Below are 26,915 nucleotides of genomic sequence, written 5' to 3'. Positions count from 1 at the left end.
AACCGATTTTCCGCATCGACGTATGTCCATCCAGCCGATTCAGAACCGCCGCCTTTACCAGCAGATCGCCGACCGGCTCACCGCGATGATCGAGTCCGGCGATTTTCCGCCGGGCAGCTATCTGCCGCCGGAGCGCGAGCTGGCCGAGCAGTTCGGCGTGTCGCGCACGTCGGTGCGCGAGGCGCTGATCGCGCTCGAAGTGGGTGGGCGCGTCAGCGTGCGTGTCGGCGACGGCGTGAAGGTGCGCCATCCGGAGGCCGCGACGGCACCCGCGCCTGCCGCCGCCGCGAAGGCCGCGCCGCTTGCGGTCGTCGAGATCGATCCCGAACTGGGGATTGCGCTCGATCTCGATACCGAAATCCCGCCGTTCGCGCTGCTGCAGGCGCGCCGTCTGATCGAGCCCGAAGCCGCGTCGCTCGCCGCGAAGCATGCCTCGGACGCGCAGATCGACGCGATCGGCGCCGCGTTCGAGCGCAATCAGGCGGACAATCGCAGCGGCTCGGTCACGCATCCGGGCGACCGGCTGTTTCATATCCGCATCGCCGAGGCGAGCGACAACGCAGCCTACGCGCTGATGGTCAAGCAGCTGCTCGCGCATAAATACGATCCGATGTTTCAGCGATTGCAGTCGCTGTACATGCCGCACGACATGCCGCATCGGTCGGAACTCGAACATCGCGCGATCCTCGACGCGATCCGCGCGCGCGACCCCGAGGCCGCGCGCCGCGCGATGGCCGAGCATCTGGACGAGGTGATCCGGATCTTCGGGCGCGCGCTCGACTGACGCGCGGTGCGCGTGCGTGCGCCGCGTCAGAAGCGATCGGCGCGATACGGCGCCGGATCGGTGAACGGCGTGTCGCCCGTCATCATTTCCGCGAGCAGCCGGCCCGTGACGGGGCCAAGCGTCAGCCCGTGGTGGTTGTGGCCGAATGCGAACCACATGCCGCGATGCGCCGGCGCCGGGCCGATCACGGGCCGCATGTCGGGCGTGCAGGGCCGAAAGCCGAGCCACGGCTGCGGATCGAGCCGTTCGCCGAAGCCGAACACCGGCCGCGCGATGCGCTCCGCGCGTTCGATCTGCACGCCGGTCGGCGGCACGCGGCGGCGGGCGATCTCGACGCCGGTCGTCAGCCGCAGCCCGCGCCGCATCGGCGCGATCACGTAGCCGTATTCGCGATCGACGATCGGCGCCGACGGTACGCCGCGCGCGGACGGCGCGTAGTGCATGTGATAGCCGCGCTTCTCGCGCAGCGGAATGCGGTAGCCGAACTTCGCGAACACCGTGTCGGACCACGGGCCGAGCGCGACGACGACGGCCGGTGCGGCCACCGTGCCGTGCTCGGTCGCGACCGCCCAGCCCGGCGAGCGGGCGGAGAGGCTTGCGGCGTCGCCCGACAGCAGCGTGCCGCCGCCTTGCTCGAACAGCCGCGCATACGCTTTGACCAAAGCGGACGGATCGACGACGCTTTTCGGGTCGCGCCAGTGCAGCGCACCGCAGAAGCCCGGCGCGAGGCTCGGCTCCTGCGCGAGCAGTGCCGCCGCGTCGAGCGGCGTGACGCCGAGCCCGTGGCGGCGCGCGGTGAGCTGCGCCTCGGCCGCGCCGCGCTCGAATGCGGCCGGCGTGCGGAACGCTTCCATCCAGCCGCTCGCGCGCACGAGCTCGCCCGCGCCGGAGCGGGCGATCAGCGCGTCGTGTTCGACGATGCAGCGCTCGATCAGCGGCAGCATGTCGCGTGCGGCAGCTGCGTGACGCTGCGGCGCCGACTCCCACCAGAAGCGCGCGAGCCACGGCGCGAAGGCGGGCAGCGATGCACTGTGCCAGTACAGGTCGGTCGATCGGTTCAGCGCATAGCGCATCAGCGTGAACGGGCTGCGCGGGAACGGATACGGTTCGACCGACGAGCGCTCGATCAGGCCCGCGTTGCCGAAGCTCGTCCCTTCGCCGGGGGCCGAACGATCGACCAATGCGACCTTGCGGCCACGGTCCTGCAGATGCAGCGCGACGGACACGCCGACGATGCCCGCGCCGAGAACGATGACGTCGAAATCCATGAACGCGTGGTAATAGACGGAAGAGGCGGTTGGCCGGCCAGCACGTGAGCGCCGTTGCGTGGCCCTGTGCCGGAATTCGTTTGAACTGCAAGCATACTCGCGAGCGGGTGCGGCACCAAGAGGCGCGGGTGGGCAGGTCGTTTGCGAAGCGGGGCGGGCGAAGGGTGTGATGGAGGGCGTGGGCGATGCGTCGGTCGCGCATCGCCGCGCATGGCGCGTTCTCGCGCAGCCCGAGTTGCCGTTACGCGACGCGGACGATCCCGAACTGCGCGTACCGGCGATCGACGGTCAATCGATCAGTTGCCGCACCGCATCGATCGCATCGCGGCGAAGGGCGTGCAGATCGAGGCCCGGAATCTCGCCGTCGTCGACGACGACGCGCCCGTTCACGATGCTGTACTTGACCGGCGCCGGCTCGCCGGCCGTGACCGGCGCGACGGCCGGGTCGTGAAAGCCGGCGAAGCGCGGCCCGCTGACGTCGTACAGCACGAGATCCGCGGCCTGTCCGACGTCGAGCGTGCCGACCGCGTCGAGCCCGAGCACGCGTGCGCCGCCCTGCGTGCCCCAGTGCAATACCTGTTCGACGGTCGTCGCCGACGCGCCGTGCGCCGCACGATGCACGAGCCACGCGAAGTTCGCTTCGTGCGTCATGCTGCCCGATTCGTTCGACGCGACGCCGTCGACGCCCAGCGACATCGGCACGCCGGCGGCCGCCATCCGCGGCGCGGGCGCGATGCCGCTACCGAGCCGCGCATTGCTGACGGGGCAGTGCGCGCAGCCGGTGCCCGTATCCGCGAGCAGTGCGATCTCGGTCGGCTCGAGATGGACCAGATGCGCGAACCAGACGTCGGGCCCGAGCCATTCGCGCTCGGCGACGAACTCGACCGGCAGCTGCCCGTAGCGCTCGCGGCAGAAATCGACGTAGCGCGTCGTCTCCGACAGATGCGAGTGCAGCCGCAGTCCCATCCCGCGCGCCGCACGCGCGACTTCGGGCAGCAGGTCGGGCGGCAGCGAGAAGGTCGGCGTCGTCGGCGCGACGACGACGCGGCGCATCGATGCATCGCCCGCATCGTGATAGCGCGCCTTCAGCCGCTCGATGTCCGCGAGCATCCGGTCGAGCGTCTCGGGCTGCAGTGCGGTGCCCGCAAATCCCGGATGATCGCCCGCCGCCTGCAGCGCACCGCCGCGGCACAGCACGAAGCGCATGCCGAAGCCGGCCGCTTCGTCGAACAGCAGGTCGCCGGTCTCGGTGGTGCCGCCCGCGTGATACAGGTAGTGATGATCGGCGCAGGTCGTGACGCCCGACAGCAGCAGCTCGGCGAAGCCGAGCCGGGCGGCGATGCGCGCGAGCGTCGGCGTGAAGCGCGCGACGCGCGGATAGGGCACCGCCGCGAGCCATGCCTGCAGATCGGCGTTGATGCCGGCCGGCACCGCTTTCAGCAGGTTCTGGAACAGATGGTGATGCGTGTTGACCCAGCCCGGATAGACGACGCAGTCGCGCGCGTCGATCACACGCTCGCCGGGCTGCGGCGCGAGATCGGGCGCGATCGCTTCGATCCGGCCGTCGCGGACGCGCAGGTCGGCGCGGGTGAGCCGCGCGGCGGCGCCCGTGCGGCCGCTCATGATCGCGAGCGGGCGGCGAATCAGCAGGGAAGCAGACGGAAGACTCACGATTCGGTTTCCTCGTAAAGATAGGGGCAGTCGCACGCCGCACGCGAGCCTGCGCCCGCGCGCAGCGCGCTGCAATTCAGTCGCATGGTCAGTCGCATTCGCGCGCCATCGGGCCGCCGTGCGCCGCGTCGGCGGCGGCGTGCGCCGGTGCGGGGTCGGCCGCCTGCACGCCGTTCAGCAGCGCGTTCAGCACGACCGACACGATGCACGCGATGACGACGCCGCTGTGCAGGAACGGCTGCGTCCAGTCCGGCATGTGCGCGAACACTTTCGGCGCCATCACGGGGATCAGCGCAGTCGCGATCGTGAAGCCGACGATCAGCACGTTGTAGCGGTTGTTTTCGAAGTCGACCTTCGCGAGCGTTTGCACGCCGGCCGCGACGACCACGCCGAACATCGCGATGCCGGCGCCGCCGAGCGCGGCGGATGGTGTCGAGGCGACGACCGCGCCGATTTTCGGCACCAGCGCGACCACACACATCAGCACGCCGCTGACCGCGACGATCCAGCGGCTGCGCACGCCGGTCAGGATCACGAGGCCGACGTTCTCCATGAACGCGATGAACGGAAACGCGGCGAAGGTGCCGGCGATCGCGCTTGCCACGCCGTTTGCGCGCAACCCGCGCACGACGTCGTCCTCGCTGACGTGCTTTTCGACGATGTCGCCGATCGCGACGAACAGCCCCATCGACTCGACCATCTGCACGATCATCACGACGACCATCGTGAGCACCGGCACGATCGCGAACACCGGCGCGCCGAAGTGGAACGGAATCGGCACGGTAAACCACGGCGCCGCGGCGACGTTCGTGAAATTGCCCATCCCGAGCGCATAGGCGAGCAGGCTGCCGGCGACGAGCCCGATCAGCACCGACAGGTTGCGCAGGAACGCGTTCGCAAAGCGGTTGATCGCGAGGATCGAGACCGCGACGACGAGCGCGACCGCGAGAAACGACAGCTCGCCGAACTGCAGCTTCGCCGCGTCGCCGCCGCCCGCCCACTGATAGGCGACCGGAAACAGTTGCAGGCCGATCACGGTCACGATGCAGCCGGTGACGACCGGCGGGAACAGCCGACGCAGCCGGCCGATCAGCGGCGCGGCGAGCGTCGTGACGATGCCGGCGCCGATCACTGCGCCGCACACGCCCGCGAAGCCGACGCCCGGCGTGAGGCCGATCGCGATCACGGGGCCGACGCTGCTGAATGCGACGCCCTGCAGGATCGGCAGGCGCACGCCGAGCTTCCAGATGCCGACCGTCTGCAGGATCGTCGAGATCCCCGAGCAGAACAGCGCGGTGCTGATCAGCACGGTCGTATCGGCGGGCGACATCTTCAGTGCGGATGCGACGATCAGCGGCACGGCGATCGCGCCGATATACGCGACGAGCATGTGCTGCAGGCCGAGCGTCAGCATCTGACGGCGCGGCAGTATGCGGTCGACGGGATGTGAGGCAGAGTGCATGGGCGTGTCTCCTGATGTTCGTGATCCGGCGCGCGCGGCATGCGCGCGCCCGGCGCCCCGTCAGGCCGCGACCGGCGCGGCGAGACAGGCATGGAAACGGTCGGTCAGCGCGGCGCGATCGAGATCGCGGCCGATGAAGACGATGCGCGACGCACGCGGCTCGGTGCCCCACGCCTGCGCGGCGCGCAGCTCGATCACGCCGTGTACGCCCTGCAGCACGTAGCGCTGCGCGCGGCCGTGCACCGCGAGAATCCCTTTCATCCGGAACAGGTTCGCGGTGTCGGCGTCGCGCAGCTCCGCGAGCCACGCTTCGAGCGCGTCGAGATCGACGTCGGCGTCGACTTCGATCCCGACCGACGACACGCTCGCGTCGTGTTCGTGGTCGTCGTGATCGTCGTGGCGGTCGTGGCTCGGGTGGTCGCGATGCGCGTGCGTATCGTGGCCGTCGTGCGCGTCGTGCGCCGCGTGTTCCTCGGCATGTCCGTCGGCATGCGCGTCCGTGTCGGCGTGCAGCCCGTCGCTCTCGACGAGAATCTGCGCGAATTCGTTCGCGCCGACGCCGAGAATGCGATCGAGATCGACCTGCGCGTAGCTCGACGTGACGATCTCGGCCGTCGCGTTCAGTTCGCGCAGCCGCGCGCTCAGCGATTCGACGTCGGCCGCGTCGACGAGATCGACCTTGTTGATCACGATGCGATCCGCGCAGACGATCTGGTCGACCGCCTGGTTGTCGCGGCCGTCGAGCACGAGATCGTCGAGATGCGCGCGAATGTGTTTCGCATCGACCATCGTGACGACCGCATCGAGCGCGACCTCCTTCGCGATCGGATCGTCGAGAAAGAACGTCTGCGCGACCGGATACGGATCGGCGAGGCCGCTCGTCTCGACGATGATGTGATCGAGCCGGTCGGGCCGCGCGACCAGCATCCGCACGATGCGCACCAGATCCTCGCGCACGGCGCCGACGCAGCACACGCAGCCGTTCGTCATCTCGTAGATTTCCTCGGTCGATTCCAGCACGAGGCCGCTGTCGATGCCGATCTCGCCGAACTCGTTCTCGATCACCGCGATCTTGCGGCCGTGCTTTTCGCGCAGGATGTAGTTGAGCAGCGTGGTCTTCCCCGCGCCGAGAAAGCCGGTGAGCACGGTGACCGGGATCTTTTCGACGTCGCTGTGCGTGGTGTGGATATGCGTCATGATGCGTCTCCGTTGAGTCGATGGGGCTGCGAATCGTTGTCCTTCCAGCGATGGACGGTGCGGGAATCGATGTCGAACAGATCGAGCACGCGGCCGAGCGTGTGATCGATCATCTGGTCGAGCGATGCCGGGCGCGCGTAGAACGCGGGCACGGGCGGCGCGACGATCGCGCCCATTTCGGTGACGGCCGCCATGTTGCGCAGGTGCGTGAGCGTGTAGGGCGTCTCGCGCGCGAGCAGCACGAGCCGGCGGCGTTCCTTCAGCGCGACGTCGGCCGCGCGCGAGATCAAGCCGGACGTCAAACCGCACGCGATCTCCGCGAGCGTCTTCATCGAGCACGGCGCGACGATCATGCCCAGCGTGCGGAACGAGCCGCTCGCGATCGGCGCCGCGATGTCGTCGCTGCGGTACAGCACGCCGGCCAGCGCGGCGACGTCCGCGAGCTTGCAGTCGGTCTCGTGCGCCATCGTCAGCGCGGCCGCGCGCGATACGACCACGTGCGTTTCGATGTCGAGCGCGCGCAGCAGCGCGAGCAGCCGCATTCCGTACACGAAGCCCGACGCGCCGCTGATGCCGACCACGAGGCGGCGCGCGCTCATCGCGCGGCTCCGTCGAGTTGCGCGACCAGCTGCGCCACGCGCTTCATGGCGGCGTCGCCGACGCGTGCGCGCACACCGTCGAAGCGCGCACCGCGCGTCGCGTCGAGGCCCATCCGCGACGTCGTGCCGTCGGCCGACGACGACGGATCGAGCGGGCTGCCCGGCAGACCGTCGACGACGAACAGGTCGCGATGCGGCTGGAAGTGCGTGGCGATGGCCCACAGCACCTGCGCGTCGTCGGTGATGTCGACGTCGCTGTCGACCGCGACGACGTTCTTCAGATACGGATCCCAACCGAGCAGCGCGAGCATGATCTGCCGCGCTTCGCCGTCGCGCGTCTGCTTCAGCGCGACGTAGCAGTGAAAGTGCGTGCCCGAATTCGGATAGTGGATCGCGGTGACGGCCGGAAAGCGCGCCTTCAGCTTCTCGCTCATCTCGGCTTCGCGCGGCAGCCGCGCGAGCGTCAGGTGCTCCGCATAGGGGCCGCCGACCACGTCGACGAGCCACGCATCGCGGCGCCGCATCATCGTGTCGACGCGCAGCACGTTGTTCGTCGATCGGTCCGACGAATAGCCGGTGAATTCGCCGAACGGCCCTTCCTGCGCGTGTGCGTCGGGATCGATCGTGCCTTCGAGCACGAACTCCGCCGCGGCCGGCACACCGATGCCGTAACGCGGCGTGCGCACGAGCTGCAGCGGCGCGCCGAACAGCCCGCCCGCGATCGCGCGCTCGTCGACGCCGAACGGCACGCGCGCGGCGGCGGCCAGCATGAACAGCGGATGCGCGCCGATCACCATCGCGACCTTCAGCGTATCGCCGCGCGACTTCGCCGCGTGCAGCATCCGCCACAGATGGCCGCGCGAATGCAGGCTCGTCGCGAGCGCGTCGCGCGCAGCGCGCATCGAACGGTGATAGCTGAGGTTCGCGATGCCGGTTTCGGGATCTTCCGCGACGATCACCGCGTTCGTCACGTACGGCCCGCGATCGGTTTCGAAGTGGCGGATCATCGGCAACTGCGCGAGATCGACCGCGTCGCCTTCGACCACGTGATCGAGCACGGGCCCGTGCGATACGAAGACCGGCGCGATCGGCGCGTTCGCGCGCCGCTGCCATGCATCGAACAGATCGTGCGCGTCGACGCCGAACAGCCGTGCGATGCGTGTGCGCGACGCAAATACGTTCGTGACGAGCGGCACCGCGAGACCGTCGACGCGCTCGCAGACGAGCATGTCGTGCCGCCCGCGCGCCGCGAGCGACGCGACGACGGCCGTCACGTCCTGGTCCGCCGACAACGGCTGCGCGATCGCGAGCATGTCGTCGGGGTAATGCGCGCGATAGGCGTTCGCGAAGTGATGAAAATCCTGCTGCTCGGCGAAAAGGCTCGACGCCATGATGCACTCCGTCGGATACGGAACAGAAATGGCCGGACCGCACGCGCATGTGCGCGGCGCGGTCCGGCCGCGCGCGCTTACACGTACGTCGCCTTCAGGCGCTTCTCGGCTTCGGCGAGGTCCTTCGGCGGTTTGGTCGGCTCGATGCCGACGAGCCGCGCGATGTTGTTGCCCATGTAGTCCTCGAGCCCGTCTTCGTCGAGATCCATGCCTTGCGGGGCCGGCCCGCACAGCATCTCGAGCTCGCGCAGCCACATGCCCGGTTCGTTCGGCGGCGAATCGGTGCCGAACACGATCTTGTGGCGCGGCAGCTGGCGCGCGAATTCGACGATCCGCGACTGGTAGCACCAGCCCGATTCGCAATAGACGTTCGGCGTGTCCATCGCCATCCAGAACGCCTCGAACGAATAGTTGCCGCCCGTCTGGATCCCGAAGTGACCGATGATGAAGTTCACCATCGGGAATTCGCGGATGATCGGGTAGAACTGCGTCGGGATCGTGTACGGGCCGTCGCCGGTGTGAATCAGCACGACGGTGTTGTACTTCGCGCAGACCTTCATCGCGGGCCGCAGCCAGTCGAGTGCGCGATCGGGCCGATAGCCGTGCATGTTCGCGTGCAGCTTCACCATCTTGAAGCCGTACTCCCTGATGTGAAACTCGAGTTCCGCCGCACCGTTCTCCGGGCCCCAGCGCGGGTTGTACGTAAAGTTGCCGATGAAGCGGTCCGGGTACTTCTGCGTCAGTTCGGCGATATAGGCCATGTAGTCGCGAATGCCTTCGCGGCCGCGGCGGTTGCCGTCGCGATAGCCGGTGTTGCCGGGCGGCGGCTGGATGAAGCCCATGTCGATGCGGCGCGGCTTGCCGTTGATGATGTACGGGCCGTCCATCATCTTCAGCAGGCGTTCGCCGGTAAACGGCTCGCCGGTGTGGCGCCACGCTTCGTCGACGAGGTTGGTCGGGTGCAGGTGCGTATCGATGATCATGCAATGCTCCGGAATCGGGACAGGGAATGCGGCGTCAGGCGGCCAGCAGCGCTTTCGCTTCGTCGACGGTGCGCGGCGCGGGCGTCGGTTCGAGGCCGATCATCCGCGCGGTGTTGTTGCCGAGGTAGTCCTCGAGCGTGTCCTCGTCGAGATTCATGCCTTGCGGCGGATCGAAGCACAGCACTTCGAGCAGGCGCAGCCACATGCCCGGTTCGTTCGGCGGCGTGTCGGAGCCGAACAGGATCTTGTGCGTCGGCAGCACCTTCGCGAATTCGACGATGCGCGACTGCAGGCACCAGCCGGATTCGCAGTACACGTTCGGCAAATCCATCGCGAGCTGGAACGGCTCGAAGCAGTAGACGCCGCCCGTCTGCACGCCGAAGTGCGCCATGATGAAATTGACGGTCGGGAATTCCTTGATCATCGGCACCCATTCGGTCGGGATGCTGTACGGGCCGTCGCCCGTATGCAGCTTCACGAGCACGCCGAGCTCCGCGCATTTCCTGAGCGCGGGCCGCAGCCAGTCGAGCGCGCGGTCGGGCCGGTACGCGTGCATGTTCGCCTGGAACTGGACCATCTTGAAGCCGAGCTTGCGCACGTAGTGGCCGATCGCGTTTACGCCGTTCTCGACGCCGCACCGCGGGTTGTAGACGAAGCAGCCGATGAAGCGGTCCGGATACTTGCGCACCATCTCGACGGTGTAGGCCATGTACGCGTCGATCGATTCGGTGCCGGACTTTTCGCCGTCGGTGTACGTGTAGATCGTGTTGCCCTGCGGCGGCTGGATGAACGCCTTGTCGATGCGGCGCGGCTTGCCGTTGATGAGGAACGGGCCGTTCATCGTGTCGATCAGGCGCTCGCCGGTGAACGGCTCGCCGTCGTGGCGCCAGGCGAGGTCGACGAGGTTCGTCGGATAACAGCTTGTGTCGATGATCATCTACTCGATCTCCTTGAGAGGAACCGGAAGGGCCGGTTGCCGGGTCGCGGGCAGGCACGTCGATGAAGCGACCGTTCCGGTCGGATTCACGCGGCCCTTTTCAAGGCGTCCTTTTTTGGCGCCTTCCCCTCGCCGGCATCGAGTGACACACTGCGACGTGCACTGCTGCTTGGGACCGAGTGTCACAAGCCAAATGCGCTCTGTACAATATTTTTTACTGACGCTCTTGATACGTTTCCGATATGGACATGCGTGTGTTGCGTTACTTTGCGGTGCTTGCGGACGAGCTGCATTTCGGGCGCGCGGCCGCGCGGCTCCATATCTCGCAGCCGCCGCTGAGCCAGCAGATCCGGCTGCTCGAGGAACAGCTCGGCACCGCGTTGTTCGTGCGCTCGCAGCATCGCGTCGAGCTGACCGAGGCAGGGAAAACACTGAAGGAGCAGGTGCCGCTGATCGTCGCGCAGTTCGATCGCGCGATCGACCTGACGCGCTGCGCAGGGCGCGGCGAAAAAGGCCGCGTCGCGGTCGGCATCATCAGCTCCGCGATGGTCGCGCCGATTCCGCGCGCGCTGCGCGTGTTCGCCGAGCGGCATCCGCACGTGCAGTGGTCGCTGCACGAGATGACGCCGGCCGCGCAGATCGATGCGCTCAAGGAGAAGCGGCTCGACGTCTGTTTCTTCCGGCTGTTCCAGGACGATCCGGCGATCCGCAGCGAGGTCGTCGTGCGCGAAACGGCGGTGGCCGCGCTGCCGCTCGATCATCGACTCGCGTCGCGCGAAGCGATCGCGCTCGGCGAGCTTGCGAACGAGCGCTTCGTGTCGTTCGGGCTGCGCCATTCGCAGCTCGCGCGCTTCCTGCAACAGTGTTGTGTGGACGCGCGCTTCACGCCGCGGATCGAGCATGAGGTCGTCGAGGTGCACACGCTGCTGTCGCTCGTGCGCGAGGGGCTGGGCGTCGCATTGCTGCCCGCGTCGGCGCGACAGATCTCGACGGGCGGCGTGTCGTTCGTGCCGCTGCTCGCGCCCGAGCTCGAAGTGTCGCTGCAGGCGCGCTACCGCGCGGACGACACGTCCGCCGTGCTCGGCGCGTTTCTCGATACGGTGCGCGAAGTCGCGGCCGAATACCGCGCGTGACTCAACGCGCGAGCGTTTGCGCGACCAGCGCGCCGATCGCGTCGAGCAGCGGCTTCACGCGCGCGTGCCGCTCGCGCGGCCAGATCGCATGGAGGTTGTAGTGCGTCGGAATCGCGATCGTGCACAGCTCGACGAGGCGGCCGTCGCGGCGAGCGTCGGCGGCGAGCAGCCCGCGTGCGAGGCCTGCGCCGAGCCCTGAGGCGAGCGCGGCGACGAGCCCGGCCGCGTTGTCGAACACGGCGATCGTGTCGGGTTCGACCGGCGCGAGCCCGGCTGCTTCGAGCCACGGAATCCACGAGCGTTTCGTATAGCCGAGCAGCGGCAGCGTCAGCACGCTGGCCGGCGCGAGCGGCGCGCGCAACCCGTAGCGTTCGAGCAGCGCCGGCGAGGCCATCGCGGTCAGCCGGTCCGGGCAGACCAGCGCGCTGTCGACGCCTTCCCATTCGCCGTAGCCGTAGCGCAGTGCGACATCGACGCGATCGAACGCATCGCGATCGTGGCGCGGCGCCGACAGCACCGTCAGCGTCGTGCCGCCGAGCGCGCGCATCAGTGCCGGCATGCGCGCCGGCAGCCAGCCCTGCATCAGTTCGGGATCGACGTCGAGCCGCAGCGACGGCGCGCTCGCGCGGCCCTTCACGGACGATAACGCGCGATCGATCTGCTCGAGGCCGTCCGACAACTGGTGGGCGAGCAGCGTGCCCGCATCGGTGAGGCTCACGCGGCCGCCCGTGCGCACGAACAGCGGCTGGCCGATGAATTCCTCGAGCGAGCGGATCTGCTGACTGATCGCGCTGTGCGTCAGCGCGAGCTGCCGTGCGGCGCTGGAGAAGCTGCCGACCCGCGCGGCCTGCAGAAATGCCTGCATCGACTGGATCGAAGGGTATCGCTTGAGCATCTGTTAGTCCGACTGACAGGGAATCGACGAAATGATCGCTGGCGCGCCCGCGTGCCGCGTTTCGATAATGCGATACCGCGCACGGCGATGCGCGGCCCCACGACCCGACTCAGGAGACCGCGCATGATCGACATCGTCGTGAACGATACACGCCATTCGCTCGACCAGGTACCGGACGATATGCCGTTGCTCTGGGTGCTGCGTGACCGGCTCAAGCTCACCGGTACGAAGTTCGGCTGCGGCAAGGGCTTGTGCGGCGCATGCACGGTGCATGTCGACGGGCAGGCCGTGCGGTCGTGCGTGATGCCGGCCGTCGCGGTGCAGGGCCGCAAAGTGACGACGATCGAGGGATTGTCGCCGGACGGACGGCATCCGTTGCAGCTCGCATGGGTCGCCGAAGACGTGCCGCAATGCGGCTATTGCCAGCCGGGCCAGCTGATGCAGGCGGCCGCGCTGCTGAATGGCGGCCGGCCCGTCGACGACGCGGCGATCGTGTCCGCGATGTCGGGCAATGTGTGCCGGTGCGGCACGTATGCGCGCATTCATCGCGCGATCAAGCGCGCGGCGTCGGGCGATCCCGCGCTCGACGCGGTGGCCGGCGACGCCAAGGAGGCATGAGATGCGACACGATCGAACCGCACCGATGCCGCCCATCGACGACACCCCGCGGCGCCGCTTTCTGAAGCGGAGCGCCGCGCTGCTCACGGCCGGCGTCGCCGTCGGTTTTCGGCTGGCCGATGCTACGGCGGCCGCCCCACGCGCGAGCGGCGACCCGCATCCGGCCGCCGGCGAATTCGAGCCGAACGCATGGGTGCGCGTGCTCCCTGACGACACGATCAAGCTCGTCGTGCACAAGCACGATTCGGGTACCGGCACGCGCACCGCACTCGCGGCACTCGTCGCGGAGGAATTGGACGTCGATCCGTTCAGGGTCGAGGTGATCACGCCCGAGGATCCGTTCTTTGCCGACTACATCCATCCGTTGTGGAAGGTGTTCTCGACCGGCGGCAGCACGAGCGTCGCGATGGAGTACGACCGGCTGCGCGAGGCGGGTGCGACTGCGCGCGCGATGCTCGTCGAAGCGGCTGCGCGGCAATGGAACGTGCTGGCGTCGACATGCACGACCGCCGACGGCGCCGTGCAGCATGCGGCGAGCGGACACCGCGCGACGTACGGATCGCTTGCATCGGCTGCCGCACGGTTGCCGGCGCCGCAGCGTGTCGCGCTGAAGGACCCGGCGCAATTCCGCTATATCGGCAAGCTGCGTCGCAAGCGCGGCGCCGCGCAAAAGGCCGACGGATCGTTTCCGTACAGCATCGACGTATCGCTGCCGGGGATGCTGGTCGCCGTCGTCACGCGCGCGCCGGTGATCGACGCGCGCGTGCGCAGCGTCGACGCGAAGGCAGCGCTCGCGATGCCCGGCGTGCGCGACGTGCTGCAGATTCCGCCGCGCCCCGACGTGCTCGGCGGCAACCAGGCCGGCGTCGCGGTGCTGGCCGACGACTACTGGTCCGCGCATCGCGCGCAGGCCGCGCTGAAGATCGAATGGGAGGACAGCCTGTTCGAGACGTTCGACAGCAGCACGCTGGCCGCGCGGCAGGCCGCGTGGGTCGACGATCCGGCCGCGCGCGTCGTGCCGACGATCCGCGACGGCGATCCCGCCAATGCATCGCTCGCGGGCGCGCGCACCGTCGACGCGACCTATGCGATGCCGTACAAGGCGGCGAATCCGCTCGAGCCGATCAACGTGACCGTATGGGCGCGCGACGGCGGAATGGAATACTGGGGTGGGCTGCAGGTGCCGTCCACTGCTATGGAAGCCGCTCAGGTGATCGGCGGCATTCCCGCGCACCGCGTGACGCTGCATGAACGCGTATCGGGCGGCAGCTTCGGTGCGCGCGAATCGAAGTACTGGCTGTTCGAGGCGACCTGGCTCGCGGTGAAGACCGGCAAGCCGGTGAAGCTGATGAACAGCCGTGAGGACGAGATGCGCGCGCTGTTCTATCACGCGGCAAGCTGCCATCGTGCACGCGCGGTGCTCGACGCGCGCGGCAACCTCGCGTCGCTGTGGCTGCGCGCCGTAATGCCCGCATCGCCGCAGCAATGGGAGCCCGGCTATCTCGAGCGCGCGGACCGGATGGACTTCAGCACGACCGAAGCGCTCACCAAATGGGAGTTCGCGTATGCGGCGCCGCATCGCGACATCGGCTGGATTCGTCTGGAGACCGGCGTGCCGACCGGCTGGTATCGCGCGGTCAGCTATATCCCGAACGTATTCGCGGTCGAGTCGCTGATGGACGAGGCCGCGCACGCGGCCGCGCGCGACCCGGTCGAATTCCGGCTCGCGCACATGCAAGGCCGCCCGCGGCACGCGGCCGTGCTGCGCGAGGCCGCGGCGCGCGCCGGCTGGGGGCAGCCGCTGCCGGACGGCGTCGCGCTCGGCGTCGCGACGAATCAGGCCTACGACAGCTACGTCGCGGTGGTGGCGCGTGTCGCGCGCGATGCGGACGGCGCGGTGCGCGTCGCCAAGCTCACGTGCGTCGCCGACTGCGGGATCGCGGTGTCGCCGGCCGGCGTCGAGGAACAGCTGTACGGCGGGCTGATGTGGGGGCTCGGCCACGCGACGTCCGACCGGATCGACATCCGCAACGGCCGCGTGCAGCAGTCGAACTTCGACACGTATCGCGTGATGCGCATGAACGACATGCCGGACACCGACATTCACATCGTGCAGGGCGACCGCGCGAAGCCGGGCGGTGTCGGCGAACTGTCGAGTCCTGCCGTTACGCCCGCGATCGCGAACGCGGTGTTCCGATTGGCCGGCAAACGGTTGCGCGAGACACCGTTCGATTTGTCGGCGGTTTCGTAGCGCGCGAAACGATCGCCGTGCGTCGAGCGTCGCGCATCGCGCATGCGGGCGACGCCGATGAACGTATGAAGTTTGATGCACGCCTGCGTTCAATCCGCTGAACAATTGCGCGTGCATCGTCTTGCACGTGACGGCTGTCGCACACTTTCGATTTTTCGCGGGTGTTTCCCACTGCTGGCCGCACGCGTTTCTACCTAAGATGGAAGCAACCGTGCGCGCGATACGGTGCCGCTGCACGCGCATGGCGACGTGCAGGCGGCTGCGCCGGGAAGGACGCCAGCGGATGTTTCGATCATGGTTGCGACAGTGTGCGCGCCGGCTGCAGATCGCCCGACTGCACCGGCGCCGGCGGGCGCGGCAGCGACGGCCGCGCGGACGACGTTCGGCCGCTGCGGCCGGGCCGCGTCGTTGCGCCATGTGCTGCTCGCTGTCGCGTGCGCGCTCGGCGCCGTGCCGGCCGCGCTCGCCGGATTTGCCGCATACGCGGGCGCGCCCGACGAAGCGGCGCGCATCGCCGCCGCGCCGCCCGCGAGCGCCGCCGAGGCCGAGGCGGCCCTGCCGCCGCACGATGCCGCCGTGCGGCGCGTCGTGCTCGGCATCGTCAGCTTCACGCGCTGGCCGACGCAGCCGGCCCGGCTGCGTCTCTGCATCGTGGGCCGGCCCGACTATGCGGGCGGACTGATCGACACGCTGCAGGCCGGCACGACACCGCTCGACGTGCAGCGCATCCGCTTCGACGAACGCGCGCTCGGCAGCGCGTGCGACGTCGTCTATCTCGGCATGCTGAGCGACGACGAGCGCGCGCAGGTCAGGCGCGCCGTCGCCGGGCATCCGGTGCTGACGATCGCGGAACACGATCCGTCGTGCATCGCGGGCGGCATGTTCTGTCTGAACGTCGACGGCGAGCCCGTCACGTTCGACATCAATCTCGATGCGGTGGCGCGCAGCGGCGTGCGCGTGCATCCGAACGTGCTCAATCTCGCGCGGCGGCCGGTGATGCCATGACCCGATCCGCGCCGCCCGTTTCGTCTTCGCGCGTGCCGCGCCCGACGCTGCAAAGCGTGTTGCGACGCGCGCATCTGCGGCTCGCGTTCGTCGCCGTCGCGATGGCCGCCGTGTCGCTGATCGTCGTCGCCGTGATCGCATTGCGCGCGTATGCCGGCAACAACCTGAACCTGCTCGCGCGCTCGCTGGCGTATACGGTCGAGGCGGCGCTCGTGTTTCGCGACCGCGTTGCGGCGGCAGAGGCGATCGCGCTGATTGCTGCGGACGAGGACGTCGCGCAGGTGATCGTCACCGATGCGGACGGGCGGCCGTTCGCAACGTGGCAGTTGCGTGCGCCCAGCCGGATCGCGCGCGTCGAACGCGCGGTTGCGGACTTCGCGCTGCCGGGGCCCGCGAGCGTAGCGGTGCTGCACGACGGCATCGTCGTCGGACATGTCGTCGTGCGCGGGCGCGGACAACAGTTCTTCGGTTTCCTGCTCGGTGGCGTCGGCGGCATTCTGGGCTGCCTGATCGTCAGCGTGCTCGGCGCTTACGTCAGTTCGAAGCGGCTGATGCGTAACATCGTCGCGCCGCTGCGCGCGCTGGCCGACGTCGCGCATGCCGTGCGACGCGAGCGTGCGTTCGGGCGACGCGTCGAGCCGGTCGCGATCGACGAACTCAATCAGCTGGGCGCGGACTTCAATGCGTTGCTCGACGAATTTGAACAGTGGCAGGACACGCTGCGTCACGAGAACGCGTCGCTTGCACACAAGGCGATGCACGATGCGCTCACCGGGCTGCCGAATCGCGTGCAGTTCGAGTCGCGGCTCGCGCGTGCGCTCGGCGAGGCCGGCGCGACCGGGCAGCGCGTCGCGATTCTCTATCTCGACTGCGACGGCTTCAAGGAGATCAACGACTGCTTCGGTCATGAGGCCGGCGATGCGGTGCTGATCGGGATCGCGGCGCGGCTGCGCGCACAGTTGCGTGACGCCGATCTGATCGCGCGGCTCGGCGGCGACGAATTCGCGGTGATGCTCGAGGCCGTGCGCGAGGCGGGCAGCGTCGGCCGGATCGCGGATGCGATCCTGTCCGGCATGGTGCCGTCGATCGAGCTGTCCGACGGGCGCATGGTCGCGACGATGATGAGCGTCGGGATCGCGCTGTATCCCGATCATGCGTCGGATGCGACCGGTTTGCTGCGCGCGGCGGACGCCGCGATGTATCGCGCGAAGCGCACGCGACCGGGATCGTGGCAGTCGGCGGGCGGGGCGGCGGGACCGGCGTGACGCCGATGGCGTCGCGCGCATATTCGTGTGGAAAGGGGGCGATGATGGGACACTCGTTGCCGGTGCGCCGGGGGCGCATGTGGGTCGTCGGCGCGACGCTGCTGGGGGTGCTGCTGAGCTCGGGCTGTCATACGGCGCCGCCGCATCGCGGTCTGACCGAGACGCAGGTGACGACGCTCAAGTCGGCCGGCTTCAAGGAGACCGAGCAGGGCTTCGAATTTGGCGCGGCCGGCCCGATTCTGTTCGATTTCGATCGCTACAACCTGAAGCCCGACGTGCGGCGGATCGTCGAGCGGATCGGGCGCACGCTGCACTCGGCGGGGATCGATGGCGTGCGGGTGTACGGATATACGGATGATGAGGGCACCGATGCGTACGATATGGAGCTGTCGCGTCGGCGTGCGGAGGTGGTCGCGATCGAACTGGTCGACGTCGGGCTCGATGCGCGACGCATCGCGATCGTGGGGAGAGGGAAGCACGATCCGGTGGGCGATAACCGGATGCCGGTGGGCAGGGCGCAGAATCGACGGGCGGCGATTGTGGTTTCGCCGAGGTAGGGTTGTCGGGGCGTGCGACCGTGAACGGTTCTTTTCAGCGCCGCACGTGGTCGATGTTTGACGCTTCTGGTCGGGGCGGCGGGGTAAAGGGGCGGTTTGTCCGGCGGACGTCTATTTCGAGCGAGATCGGCGCGAATCGACCGTCAGCTCGGCTTGACCAGCGTCGAGCAATACAGCCCCGGGTGAAATCATTATGTAAAAATGTTAAGTCACTGCGCTTCCCGTGCTCGACCATAACCTGAGCGGGTCGTCGAGCCGATGTAGTTTGTGTAATCGCCGTCCGAAGGGTCTTCACCTCACCTTCCTGCTAAGCAAGCTTGACTTGTTCGTTGGTGCGATCGTCGGGGCGAGATGGCTTCAGTTTACGATTCGGAAGCAAGAAGCATTTTGGGGTAACGTAAAATTTCTCTCACGCTTGTCTGCACGGGACTGTGGCGTGCGGAACTGATTTATCTCTTTATGCTATTGAGCACCGGCTCGACGTGCGCTTTGCGCGACCCGGTCGTGAGCTACACCGCGTGCAGCATGGATTTGAGGGAGAAATCGGAGAAGCTTCAAACAGCTTTCCTTCTCGACGGCCTCACACCCGGCCTGTCCAGATCGACCTTTGACTTGGCCATCCAGATTGGGTAACAGATACTCCAACGTTGCGTCAAGAAGTCCGCCGGGCCACGGCGATATGGCACGGCACGACCGCCGTACGAGCGGCCTTGAGTGCGAGGCGACGACGCGTTCTCGAAAGCGCATAGCCTGCTATTTCTGACAGCTGCCCCGGCTCGGGAATAACAGCTATCAAAGGCACAGAGTAGTTTTACAAGTTTACCGGGACTGATACCGACGATCATTTGTAAAATGGCGTGTGTTCAGTATTTTGACTTGCCGTCTCTGAGAGGGCGGCGAGACATATATAATTCCGTTCCGGACCAAAATGATGTTGGATCGTTGCTCGTTCTCGCTGGAATGGCGTGCGAAAATTCCGCCGCGTCCGCGACGTGGGCGACATCGCGCAAAGCGAAATTCGCGCGTGTCTCGATCGTTGTTTAACGCTTGTTATAAAAAAGGGCGATGCGCTGTGGCAAAATATCGCCGCACTTTCGATTTTCCCGTCCCTTACTTATATTCATTCGCATTTCCGAGGAGATATCTGCTATGGGTAGGTTGCCCAATTCGTTGATGCTTGATGCCGGTATCGAGCAGACGAACCGGACACTGATCCTGGACACTCCTCTCGGGACGAAAGTATTGCTGCCGCAGCGTGCTATGGGCGAATCGCGCGTGGGGCGGGATTTCGAGCTCACGGTCGACGTTGTTTCGCGTGAGCAAGCGCTCGAGCTAAAGAAGTTGATGGCGCAACCTGTCACGTTATGGGTGCGTCAAACCGACGAGTCGTACTTGCCGTGGCACGGTTACGTCCACGCAACGCGACGTCTCGGGGCGGACGGAGGGCTCGTTTACTACCAGCTCTCATTCTCGTCCTGGATGCGTTTTCTGCAGTACCGCAAGGACGCCCGCATCTTCCAGGACCTGACGACAGCCGACATCCTGACAGAGATATTCAACGGCCATCCGCAGGCACGCGGCCACTTCCGCCTCGATGTGACAGACGCAGGCGCGGTTCGCTCGTACTGCACGCAGTACGAAACCGACCACAATTTCGTCCATCGATTGATGGAATCGGAGGGATGGTTCACGTATATCGAGCACGCGGAGGACGGCAAGTCCCATACCGTTGTCGTGACCGACGACCTCTTCAGTTGCAAGGCACTCGCTACTCAGCGAGTAGCGTTCTACCGCGGCGACCAAGACGGTCAAGCAGGCACGCTCGTCGAATGGGGCGCCGAGCGCACGACGCAAAGCGTCGGCTACGCGTTCAGCACGGCGGATTACAAGCGTCCGTCACGCCCGTTGCTGCGCGCGGACCGCTCGTCCTCCGACCAGGGCGATATCCCGCAGCAACTGGAAGTCTACGAATACGCAGGCCACTATAGCTTTCCGGTTACCGGCGAGTCCTATGATCGTGGCGAGCGCGCTATGCGAATTCGGCTCGAAGAAATGGTCTCCCGCAGCAAACGGTTTTTCGGAGTGGGCAGTGTGCCGTGCATGGATGCCGGTCGATGGTTCGCCCTCGAAGACCATCCCGAGCATGACGCAGGCAAGCCCGAGGACCGCGAGTTCGCGATTCTTGGCGTGCGCTGGGCCTTCCAGAACAATCTACCGCTGGGCAATAGCCGGCCGTTTCCGGGCAGTCTGCAGCGGCGCCTGTCGCGTTTGCGTGCCGAGTACAAGGACCGTCAGGCCGCCTTCGTGTCCAGAGACCAGTTAGGTAATGAAAGCTTCGTGCTGGTCGAGATCGAGGTTCAGCGCCGTTCGGTGCCATTTCGCAGCCCGTTCGAGCACAAAAAGCCCGTCATGCATATGCAGACGGCCACCATCGTCGGACCGCCGGGCGAGGAGGTGTACACGGACGAGCTGAACCGGGTGAAGGTTCAGATGCACTGGGACCGTCTCGGCACCAATAACGAGACGTCGTCGTGCTGGATGCGGGTGATATTGCCGCACGCCGGCAAGGGATTCGGTGGTGTGTTTGTGCCGCGAATCGGGCAGGAAGTGGCTGTCAATTACCTCGACGGGGATTGCGATCGTCCGGTCGTCAGCGGCGTGCTCTTTCACTCCGTCAATACGCCACACTGGCATTCGAACGGCCTGCTGTCGGGTTTCAAGTCGCAAGAGTACAGCGGTCAGGGTTTCAATCAGCTCCTTTTCGACGATTCGACGTCGCAGAACCGGGCTCAGCTTTTTAGCTCGACGGCGAATTCGTATCTGCACATCGGCTATCTCATCGACCACACTGGCAATACGCGCGGCAACTACCTTGGTACTGGGTTCGAGTTGAAGACCGAGGCGTCGGGCGCACTGCGGGCCGGCCGCGGGCTCTACGTTTCGACCTACGCCCGCGGCGGCACGTCGAGTCAGGCGCTGGATGTGAAGGAAGCGACACAGCACCTCATCGATTCGAGTGGTGTGATTGAGCATCGATCGCTCGCCGCGGCCGATGGCAAGGCCGAGACATTGGACGACGCACAGGACGCCATCAAGGACTTTGCTGCTGCGACGCAGAGCGATGCGCAGGGCTCCATGTCGGGCGGCAGGACTGCGGGTGGAGGTACCGGAAGCGCCAATGCGTTTTCCCAACCTGTCATGTTGCTTGCGAGCCCGGCCGATATGGGGCTGTCGACACAGAAGTCACTCCACGCAGCCGCCACCCAGCACGTCAATCTGGTCAGCGGCGAGAGTACCTACGTTTCGGCGGCCAAGTCGTGGATTGCCAGTATCGGCGAGAAACTGAGCTTCTTCGTGCAGAACGCCGGTATCAAGCTGTTTGCGGGGAAAGGCAAGGTCGAAGTGCAAGCGCAGTCGGACAACATCGAACTTACGGCAGATAAGACCGTGAAGGTCGTGTCTACTTCCGACTCGGTGAACGTTACGGCGCAGAAGGAGATCACTCTCACTGCCGGTGGCGCAACAATTCGCATCGCAGAGGGGAAAATTTTCATTCATGCGCCCGGACTGGTCGAGGTAAAAGGCAGTCCGCTCGTCTTCGACGGACCGGAGGGTGATAGCGCGTCAGCACAGCTTGCGCCTTCAAAGTCGTGCGCCCAGCAGTTCGCTGCCGCAGCGCAGGCCGGTTCAGCACTCGTGTAGGGTGAGCGGCATGGTTCACTACGTTATCGTTGAAGCGGTCAACGGGGCGCTTGAGTTGTCTGGTGTGCCGCCGGTCTATGAAGTCGGCGAGTTGGTTCCTCTGGCACGCCCAGAGCTCGAAGGCGTGGCTCCCGTCCTGTACTGTGCCGAGCATCCCGAGCTGCAATTGCCGGCGTTGAGGGAGCGTGCCGAGTCGGACCTGAAGAGCGACTTGCCTCCGGTCGTTTGCGCCATTGTCGAATGCGGTAAGGCAACGGGCCGGTTGCAGCAGCATTTGGCGGACCGGTTGATACTGCAGGCGCCGACTTCGGGCGATGCTGTCTTCCGCTACTACGACCCGCGCGTGTTTCCGCATTTGAGTCGCATCTTGACGGCAGAGCAGAAGGGGACGCTTCTGGGGCCGATTAAAACATGGACATACCTCGACCCCATAGGCGGCTGGACTGAAGTCAACGGCCCGACCGAACTGGAAGCAGCCTTCTCCGTGACGGCGGACCAGCATGCGCAAATCGCGCGCATCGAACTGGTTCGGCGCGCGATCGATGTGCTGAGACGCAACGGTACGGCGCCGCGTCCCGATATGCCGGCGTTGCTCGATGTGCAGCTTGCAAAGGGCGAGGCCTATGGACTCTCAGGCGGCAACCTGATCGCATTTGCGCTTCACGGCGCCCTCGTTTCGCCATACTTTGACCGCCATCCTCGTGTTCAAGCGGTTCTACAGGCACCACGAAAAGGCCCGTATGCTGAGGCAGTGGCGAACTGGAGCGCAGCGGACTGGGAAGCGATTGCGCGCGAGAGCATCCAATATCAATGAGCCCGGGTGACGGCACAAGAGAGAGAAAGAATGGCACTCGACACGAACTTTGCGAGCATTTCGCAGCTCACGCAGTCCGCGATGCAGACAAGCTCGCGTGCGCCGAATTCATGCAACATGTGCAAGAAGAAGGGACTGCCGATTCTGCCTGTCCGTTACGGGGTCGTGGCGAACTCGAAGGCTCACAGCGCTGCTGGCGCGATGTCGCTCATGGGCGGAAAGTTTGGCGACGGCGTCGTGGGCGTCCCGCTCAAGAGGGCGAAGTACACGCTACGTACTCTGCGTTACGGCTACGTATATATCTTCTATCCAAAAACACAGCGGTGGCAGATATATGCAGTCACGGCGGAAGGATACTTGTACGACTATCCGGTCGGCATCAAGCTCGATCGCAGCTTCGAGAAGCCGTTCAGTTGTCATCAACCCGGGCATGCGCAGTTGGCCCAATGCATCACCATTGAAGACGCCGAACATGCCGGAACCGTGTATCTGGCGTTCAGCGATGAGCTTTGGACGCAGAAAGTCCGCGACATGTACGCGAAGAACTTCATGGGCTGTCGTGACAAGCGGATGCAGAAGTTCGATGCGACCGCCTGGTATAACGGCAACATGAATCAGTTGCACGCCGATAGCGTGGACCATCTCGAGGGGCTACTGAGTGAGTACAAGGGCGGCCGTCCCGATGCGCTCGTCACCGGTTGCTTTCCTTACCACGACCGTGCGGGACAGCAGCCTGCTTTGAAGAAGGCAATGGACTCGGTCCTGCCGAACAAAGGCTTGTTCTTTGCGTTGTGGGACCCGGTCGGCATCACGCAGGAACTCAACTTCGAGCAGCGCGTGGCTTTCGGCGCTGCGCTTGCACCGTATGAGCACGGCATCTGGACAGCCAGCGCGATCGACGCACTGCAAAAGGCGGTCGCGGTCTCGGCGAAAGAGGACGTCGAACGTGCGGCCGGCATGCTGGAAGCGAATACCTATGAGGGAATGAGCCTCGGTGCTCTATTCGATGGTGGCAAGGCGCTGGAGAAGCAACTTAAGAGCATTGAGACAAAGAAGACTGCTGAACTTGCAACGGCTGGACCGGAGGCATGGAAGCCGTATACGACGCACTATCGGCAGCAGGCCATCGTCGATTTTCGGAAAAAGATGGCAAACGCGATGAAGCAGGAGCAAACCAGTACGCTCGTGCCGCTATCGCAAGACCATCAGGCGTGGCTGTCCAGTCCCGCGCTCCTCAATGTGTTCGAGTTCGACTACGAGCCGGGAAGCTGGCGTTGCGGCCTCAACTATACCAACACGTTTACCCGGTGCATCGAAGGTTCCGCGGATCGCAAAGAAACCGTTGATGTGCTGGTTAAATGGGCCGAAGGGAACGTATCCGATACCCGCAATCCATTGCTACGTGCGTTCGTCTTGAATAGTCCAGTGTTGGCCGAGAAGGTCAAGGAGGCGTCCAGTTACCCGTACGCGGAGCTGAGGGAGTTTGTGGCGAAGCTCATCGAGTCTTACAGCAAGATAGAGCAGGTGGAGGAGTCGAGGGATAAAGGCATCAAGGTGGCGGTTGCGCAGGCGTTGGCGCGACTGCTGCACGAGACCGGCGGACCGATCGTTCAAGCGGTCAGTACGGGCGTGGAGACAGCGGCAACAAAGACGCTATACGTCACGCTGAGCATGCGGACGAAACAGTTGTTCGAGTTTAAGGCCGTATACGGTTCGGTAAACCAGTGGGTGAATTACATCGCCCGTCAGATGCAGGAAATGATGCCAGGCCGGCAGAAAATCAGTGTGCGGGACCTGAAAAAGCAACTTCAGGAAAAGGCCACTGTAGGCAGAGGCGCCGAGCCGGAAGTCAAGGTGAGACAATTCGTGCCAGTCGAAAGCCCGGCGGCAGAAGCCGCAGCCATGGCAAACGTCAAGGCCAGACCCGGCTTTGAGAAGTTGGCCGGCGCGACGCTTACGCCCGACGTAGTCGAGACGATTTACATGCCGAAGTTCCGGCTTATGACGAAGGGCGAACCGGGTTTTGCTGGCATCGGGGCGATATTCAGTGCCATCAATCTTCGTTTCGCTCGTGAGGAGTTGAAGAAAGCGAATCGGTTCAATCAGACGGAAGCTGGTATCAAGTTCGACAATGCGGTCGGTGGGCTCGTTGCGGGCGTCGCACAATATGGTTCAGCCGCGCTCGAGCAGATGGAGAAGGCGGGCGTCAAGGTCTCCGAGAGCCTGGCCAAGGTTGGGCGATTCCTAGCCATCGTTGGCAGGTTCGGTGGGGCTGTCGTCGGGTTAGTATCGGCGGCTATCGATGCATATCATGCCTACGACGAACTCGAGCACGGAAATATTCTTATGTTTGCGCTCTATACTACATCGGCACTTATTGGAGGAGCCTTGGTCGTTGCCGCCTTCGTAGGAAGTGTTCTAACGTTGCCATTGCTCCTTCTCGCTGCTCTGATCGGTGTGTTGATTAACTATTTCAAAAGTCGCGAAGTGGACGATTGGCTAGAGCAATGCTATTTCGGCATCAAGTCGACTAGCGAAAGATTTGAGCGGCTTGAAGAGGACCGGAAGGCGTTCACAGCAATTTTTTCTTGAATGGAATCAGTATGGCTTTCGACGGACACTCCCGGTATAAGCTCAATCGACCGGTGACAGATACGGAGTCATCGGCGCGACTACATGTCAACGAACGATACGCCGATAACGCAAAGAGCGTGGGGACAGCCTTCAAAGCAACCGATTCCTACCTCGAGGTATGCGACGGCCTTTATCGTGAAAAGGGCTGGGGGTTACTGGCGTTTTCTACCGCTGGTGTCCTCTTTCTTTGCTTGGTTGCGATGTTTGTGTGGATAGCAACACACATGCCAATCGCCGTCCGTGAAAAAGGGCAGGAGGGCATTGTTTACGCGCTTCTGGCCATCTTCACATTAGTTGGCGTTGGAGGCCTTGCAGTAACCGTGCGAGCGCTTCTCGTCGATTGCTTCAATTACACTCGCAAGCCGATACGGTTTAACCGCTTGAACCGCACGATTTACGCCTTTCGTCACAACGGGCCGGGTGGTGTCTTGTCAGTTCCTTGGGATAACGCATTTTTGTACATTGAACGCAAGCCCAAAGCTGGTCTCGCTGGAACAGCACCGCGCGTGGTTCGTTGCCTCGTGCTTAACGACAAGGGGCTGGTTGTCGGCACGTTCTCTATCGGAAAGTACGTAGAACTTGCATTTGACGAAGACAGTCCGGCCGGACAACTGGCGATGGAAGAACTTTACCAAGACTTTGAATACTATCGGCGTTTCATGGAAGAGGGACCATCTGCGGTACCTCCGGTGGCCGAATTCCTCACCACAGAAGTCTCGCTCCGAAATTCTCTCAAATTGCAGTTTGACGGAGCGTCGGACCTACTTAGATCGGGAAATCCGGTTGTGTCTTTGGTGACGGCCATTGCTACGCTACCGACATTCATCCTTGCGGTTGCTTACTACATCGCGCAACGGACCTGTCGGGAACCAGTATGGCCCGAAGACGTTGAGCAGGCGTGTAACGCGGCGATGCCGTCCGACGGGCTTCCTGTATGAGCCGACGATTCATTCGTCAGGGCGATAAAACTGACCGCAACGGTACTGTGATCGACGGTATCGTGGGAACTTCGCTGCAAGGCCAATCTTTCGCTTATCTGGGCGCCGCTGTTCAGTGTCCAACCTGCGGCACGATTGGCATCATCATAAGCGATGGCTCACATCGTGAGATGACGATGATGGGTAAGCAGGTCGCATTAGAGAACGACTTGTGCCAATGCAAATGTGAGCCGTTGCCGAAGCTCGTGGCGTCACAGAGTTTGGGCTCCCAAAAGACATGATGGCTCACTTACGAAACCCGGCCTCTGCTCCGTTTAAACCGACGCAGGGTGTGTATATGAGTCGTTCAACCGCAAGTTCTGCGATGAATACCTTAACGCGAGCACTGGTTCACGAGTCTCGCGCATGCCCGCGGCACCATCGTCGCGTGGCGCGTACGCTACGGCGAGAAGAAGTCTAATAGCGCACTTAATCATCTTTCATCAGCAGAGTTCACGGCGAAACATCGGAAATAGCGAATGCTCATGCTGAATTCCAGCAGTCGGGTTAAAAGGACTTTGCTAGAAGCCGGTTGCTCCTACTGAAGGGGCCACGCCACGGGACCTTCGTTATGCGGAAGTTTCAGAGTTAGTTCGTCTGCGTGCTGGGGCTCTGGCTACGTCATCGGTCTTGGTCTTGCTTTCTCGGTCGTCTTCCTTTCTAGCTCTGCTGCAGCTGTTGTTGTCTTGCCACTTCCGGTTATCGCTGACCTTATTGATATTATCGTCAATTACCTCAAAGGTGAAGAAGTGGATAGGTGGCTCAAGCGATG

The 26,915-nt window shown here is 64.8% G+C and carries 21 protein-coding genes and 1 pseudogene; 13 read left to right on the top strand and 9 right to left on the bottom strand.

Annotation, left to right across the window (positions count from 1 at the left end):
- The first annotated feature begins 22 nt into the window (after positions 1 to 22).
- On the top strand, positions 23 to 784 hold the full coding sequence (locus NP80_RS11050) for a FadR/GntR family transcriptional regulator (protein WP_006411326.1): 762 nt from the start codon (positions 23 to 25) through the stop codon (positions 782 to 784).
- A gap of 26 nt (positions 785 to 810) precedes the next feature.
- On the opposite strand, the gene NP80_RS11045 is transcribed toward NP80_RS11050, so the two are convergent.
- From NP80_RS11045 to NP80_RS11010, 8 genes are all read right to left on the bottom strand, one after another.
- Positions 811 to 2,052 carry an NAD(P)/FAD-dependent oxidoreductase gene (locus NP80_RS11045; RefSeq protein ID WP_006411328.1) on the bottom strand — a complete coding sequence of 414 codons (1,242 nt, stop codon included), beginning with the start codon at positions 2,050 to 2,052 and terminating at the stop codon, positions 811 to 813.
- A 288-nt stretch (positions 2,053 to 2,340) separates the two neighbouring features.
- On the bottom strand, positions 2,341 to 3,723 hold the full coding sequence (locus tag NP80_RS11040; protein ID WP_006411325.1) for an amidohydrolase family protein: 1,383 nt from the start codon (positions 3,721 to 3,723) through the stop codon (positions 2,341 to 2,343).
- Positions 3,724 to 3,811: 88 nt separating this feature from the next.
- A complete protein-coding gene (locus NP80_RS11035; protein WP_006411334.1) occupies positions 3,812 to 5,185 on the bottom strand; it encodes a nucleobase:cation symporter-2 family protein in 1,374 nt (457 codons plus the stop codon).
- 60 nt (positions 5,186 to 5,245) lie between these two features.
- Positions 5,246 to 6,382, bottom strand: coding sequence for a CobW family GTP-binding protein (locus NP80_RS11030; RefSeq protein ID WP_006411322.1), 1,137 nt, complete (start codon positions 6,380 to 6,382; stop codon positions 5,246 to 5,248).
- Positions 6,379 to 6,981: a UbiX family flavin prenyltransferase gene (locus tag NP80_RS11025; RefSeq protein WP_006406080.1), complete on the bottom strand. Its 603-nt coding sequence runs from the start codon at positions 6,979 to 6,981 to the stop codon at positions 6,379 to 6,381. Before NP80_RS11025 ends, NP80_RS11030 begins: the two co-directional genes overlap by 4 nt.
- The gene (locus NP80_RS11020) at positions 6,978 to 8,372 is read right to left on the bottom strand and encodes a UbiD family decarboxylase (RefSeq protein ID WP_006411329.1); all 1,395 of its coding nucleotides are present in this window, start codon (positions 8,370 to 8,372) and stop codon (positions 6,978 to 6,980) included. Before NP80_RS11020 ends, NP80_RS11025 begins: the two co-directional genes overlap by 4 nt.
- 77 nt (positions 8,373 to 8,449) lie before the next feature.
- Positions 8,450 to 9,355, bottom strand: coding sequence for an amidohydrolase family protein (locus tag NP80_RS11015; RefSeq protein WP_006406082.1), 906 nt, complete (start codon positions 9,353 to 9,355; stop codon positions 8,450 to 8,452).
- Positions 9,356 to 9,389: 34 nt separating this feature from the next.
- Positions 9,390 to 10,292, bottom strand: a complete 903-nt coding sequence (locus NP80_RS11010; RefSeq protein WP_006411333.1) for an amidohydrolase family protein — start codon at positions 10,290 to 10,292, stop codon at positions 9,390 to 9,392.
- A 242-nt stretch (positions 10,293 to 10,534) separates the two neighbouring features.
- Between NP80_RS11010 and NP80_RS11005 the strand changes: the two genes are divergently transcribed.
- Complete coding sequence (locus NP80_RS11005) at positions 10,535 to 11,425, top strand: LysR substrate-binding domain-containing protein (protein ID WP_006406084.1); 891 nt, start codon at positions 10,535 to 10,537, stop codon at positions 11,423 to 11,425.
- A gap of 1 nt (position 11,426) precedes the next feature.
- Here the strand turns inward: NP80_RS11005 and NP80_RS11000 are convergent, their stop codons facing one another.
- Entirely contained in the window at positions 11,427 to 12,320 is an 894-nt protein-coding gene (locus NP80_RS11000) for a LysR substrate-binding domain-containing protein (RefSeq protein ID WP_006406085.1), read from the bottom strand.
- Between the two features lie 123 nt (positions 12,321 to 12,443).
- On the opposite strand from NP80_RS11000, the gene NP80_RS10995 reads away from it, so the two are divergent.
- The 11 genes and pseudogenes from NP80_RS10995 to NP80_RS31750 all read left to right on the top strand — a co-directional run.
- On the top strand, positions 12,444 to 12,938 hold the full coding sequence (locus NP80_RS10995; RefSeq protein ID WP_006396429.1) for a (2Fe-2S)-binding protein: 495 nt from the start codon (positions 12,444 to 12,446) through the stop codon (positions 12,936 to 12,938).
- 1 nt (position 12,939) lies between these two features.
- The gene (locus tag NP80_RS10990) at positions 12,940 to 15,189 is read left to right on the top strand and encodes a xanthine dehydrogenase family protein molybdopterin-binding subunit (protein ID WP_045593444.1); all 2,250 of its coding nucleotides are present in this window, start codon (positions 12,940 to 12,942) and stop codon (positions 15,187 to 15,189) included.
- A 294-nt stretch (positions 15,190 to 15,483) separates the two neighbouring features.
- Positions 15,484 to 16,194 (top strand): regulatory sequestration protein YfiR, encoded by a 711-nt coding sequence (gene yfiR / locus NP80_RS10985; RefSeq protein WP_045593441.1) that lies wholly within the window; start codon positions 15,484 to 15,486, stop codon positions 16,192 to 16,194.
- Positions 16,191 to 17,459, top strand: a complete 1,269-nt coding sequence (gene dgcN, locus NP80_RS10980; RefSeq protein ID WP_006410891.1) for a diguanylate cyclase DgcN/YfiN — start codon at positions 16,191 to 16,193, stop codon at positions 17,457 to 17,459. The genes yfiR and dgcN overlap by 4 nt, the downstream gene beginning before the upstream one ends.
- Positions 17,460 to 17,503: 44 nt before the next feature.
- Positions 17,504 to 18,016: an outer membrane lipoprotein YfiB gene (gene yfiB / locus NP80_RS10975; protein ID WP_035489071.1), complete on the top strand. Its 513-nt coding sequence runs from the start codon at positions 17,504 to 17,506 to the stop codon at positions 18,014 to 18,016.
- A gap of 1,149 nt (positions 18,017 to 19,165) precedes the next feature.
- Positions 19,166 to 21,718 carry a type VI secretion system Vgr family protein gene (locus tag NP80_RS10970; protein ID WP_006410890.1) on the top strand — a complete coding sequence of 851 codons (2,553 nt, stop codon included), beginning with the start codon at positions 19,166 to 19,168 and terminating at the stop codon, positions 21,716 to 21,718.
- Between the two features lie 10 nt (positions 21,719 to 21,728).
- Positions 21,729 to 22,532 (top strand): DUF4123 domain-containing protein, encoded by an 804-nt coding sequence (locus tag NP80_RS29360; protein ID WP_080596240.1) that lies wholly within the window; start codon positions 21,729 to 21,731, stop codon positions 22,530 to 22,532.
- A gap of 30 nt (positions 22,533 to 22,562) precedes the next feature.
- Positions 22,563 to 25,124 (top strand): T6SS effector BTH_I2691 family protein, encoded by a 2,562-nt coding sequence (locus NP80_RS10960; RefSeq protein ID WP_035947463.1) that lies wholly within the window; start codon positions 22,563 to 22,565, stop codon positions 25,122 to 25,124.
- An 11-nt stretch (positions 25,125 to 25,135) separates the two neighbouring features.
- A complete protein-coding gene (locus tag NP80_RS29355; RefSeq protein WP_080596239.1) occupies positions 25,136 to 26,104 on the top strand; it encodes a DUF6708 domain-containing protein in 969 nt (322 codons plus the stop codon).
- A complete protein-coding gene (locus NP80_RS29350) occupies positions 26,101 to 26,385 on the top strand; it encodes a PAAR domain-containing protein (RefSeq protein ID WP_080596238.1) in 285 nt (94 codons plus the stop codon). The genes NP80_RS29355 and NP80_RS29350 overlap by 4 nt, the downstream gene beginning before the upstream one ends.
- A 35-nt stretch (positions 26,386 to 26,420) precedes the next feature.
- Positions 26,421 to 26,619: pseudogene (locus NP80_RS31750) on the top strand (integrase core domain-containing protein); the annotation flags it as partial.
- Between the last annotated feature and the right edge of the window lie 296 nt (positions 26,620 to 26,915).

Origin of the sequence: Burkholderia multivorans ATCC BAA-247 (assembly GCF_000959525.1) — a bacterium.
GTDB lineage: Bacteria > Pseudomonadota > Gammaproteobacteria > Burkholderiales > Burkholderiaceae > Burkholderia > Burkholderia multivorans.
Note: the sequence above shows the minus strand (reverse complement) of the source record. Positions and strands in the feature narration are given on the sequence as shown.

Coding starts and splice junctions, on each gene's coding strand:
- NP80_RS11000 (WP_006406085.1), bottom strand. CDS start 12,320: ATGCTCAAGCGATACCCTTCGATCCAGTCGATGCAGGCATTTCTGCAG.
- NP80_RS11020 (WP_006411329.1), bottom strand. CDS start 8,372: ATGGCGTCGAGCCTTTTCGCCGAGCAGCAGGATTTTCATCACTTCGCG.
- dgcN (WP_006410891.1), top strand. CDS start 16,191: ATGACCCGATCCGCGCCGCCCGTTTCGTCTTCGCGCGTGCCGCGCCCG.
- NP80_RS29355 (WP_080596239.1), top strand. CDS start 25,136: ATGGCTTTCGACGGACACTCCCGGTATAAGCTCAATCGACCGGTGACA.
- NP80_RS11010 (WP_006411333.1), bottom strand. CDS start 10,292: ATGATCATCGACACAAGCTGTTATCCGACGAACCTCGTCGACCTCGCC.
- NP80_RS10960 (WP_035947463.1), top strand. CDS start 22,563: ATGGCACTCGACACGAACTTTGCGAGCATTTCGCAGCTCACGCAGTCC.
- NP80_RS11030 (WP_006411322.1), bottom strand. CDS start 6,382: ATGACGCATATCCACACCACGCACAGCGACGTCGAAAAGATCCCGGTC.
- yfiB (WP_035489071.1), top strand. CDS start 17,504: ATGGGACACTCGTTGCCGGTGCGCCGGGGGCGCATGTGGGTCGTCGGC.
- NP80_RS11050 (WP_006411326.1), top strand. CDS start 23: ATGTCCATCCAGCCGATTCAGAACCGCCGCCTTTACCAGCAGATCGCC.
- yfiR (WP_045593441.1), top strand. CDS start 15,484: ATGGTTGCGACAGTGTGCGCGCCGGCTGCAGATCGCCCGACTGCACCG.
- NP80_RS10970 (WP_006410890.1), top strand. CDS start 19,166: ATGGGTAGGTTGCCCAATTCGTTGATGCTTGATGCCGGTATCGAGCAG.
- NP80_RS11035 (WP_006411334.1), bottom strand. CDS start 5,185: ATGCACTCTGCCTCACATCCCGTCGACCGCATACTGCCGCGCCGTCAG.
- NP80_RS29350 (WP_080596238.1), top strand. CDS start 26,101: ATGAGCCGACGATTCATTCGTCAGGGCGATAAAACTGACCGCAACGGT.
- NP80_RS11005 (WP_006406084.1), top strand. CDS start 10,535: ATGGACATGCGTGTGTTGCGTTACTTTGCGGTGCTTGCGGACGAGCTG.
- NP80_RS10990 (WP_045593444.1), top strand. CDS start 12,940: ATGCGACACGATCGAACCGCACCGATGCCGCCCATCGACGACACCCCG.
- NP80_RS29360 (WP_080596240.1), top strand. CDS start 21,729: ATGGTTCACTACGTTATCGTTGAAGCGGTCAACGGGGCGCTTGAGTTG.
- NP80_RS11025 (WP_006406080.1), bottom strand. CDS start 6,981: ATGAGCGCGCGCCGCCTCGTGGTCGGCATCAGCGGCGCGTCGGGCTTC.
- NP80_RS11045 (WP_006411328.1), bottom strand. CDS start 2,052: ATGGATTTCGACGTCATCGTTCTCGGCGCGGGCATCGTCGGCGTGTCC.
- NP80_RS10995 (WP_006396429.1), top strand. CDS start 12,444: ATGATCGACATCGTCGTGAACGATACACGCCATTCGCTCGACCAGGTA.
- NP80_RS11015 (WP_006406082.1), bottom strand. CDS start 9,355: ATGATCATCGATACGCACCTGCACCCGACCAACCTCGTCGACGAAGCG.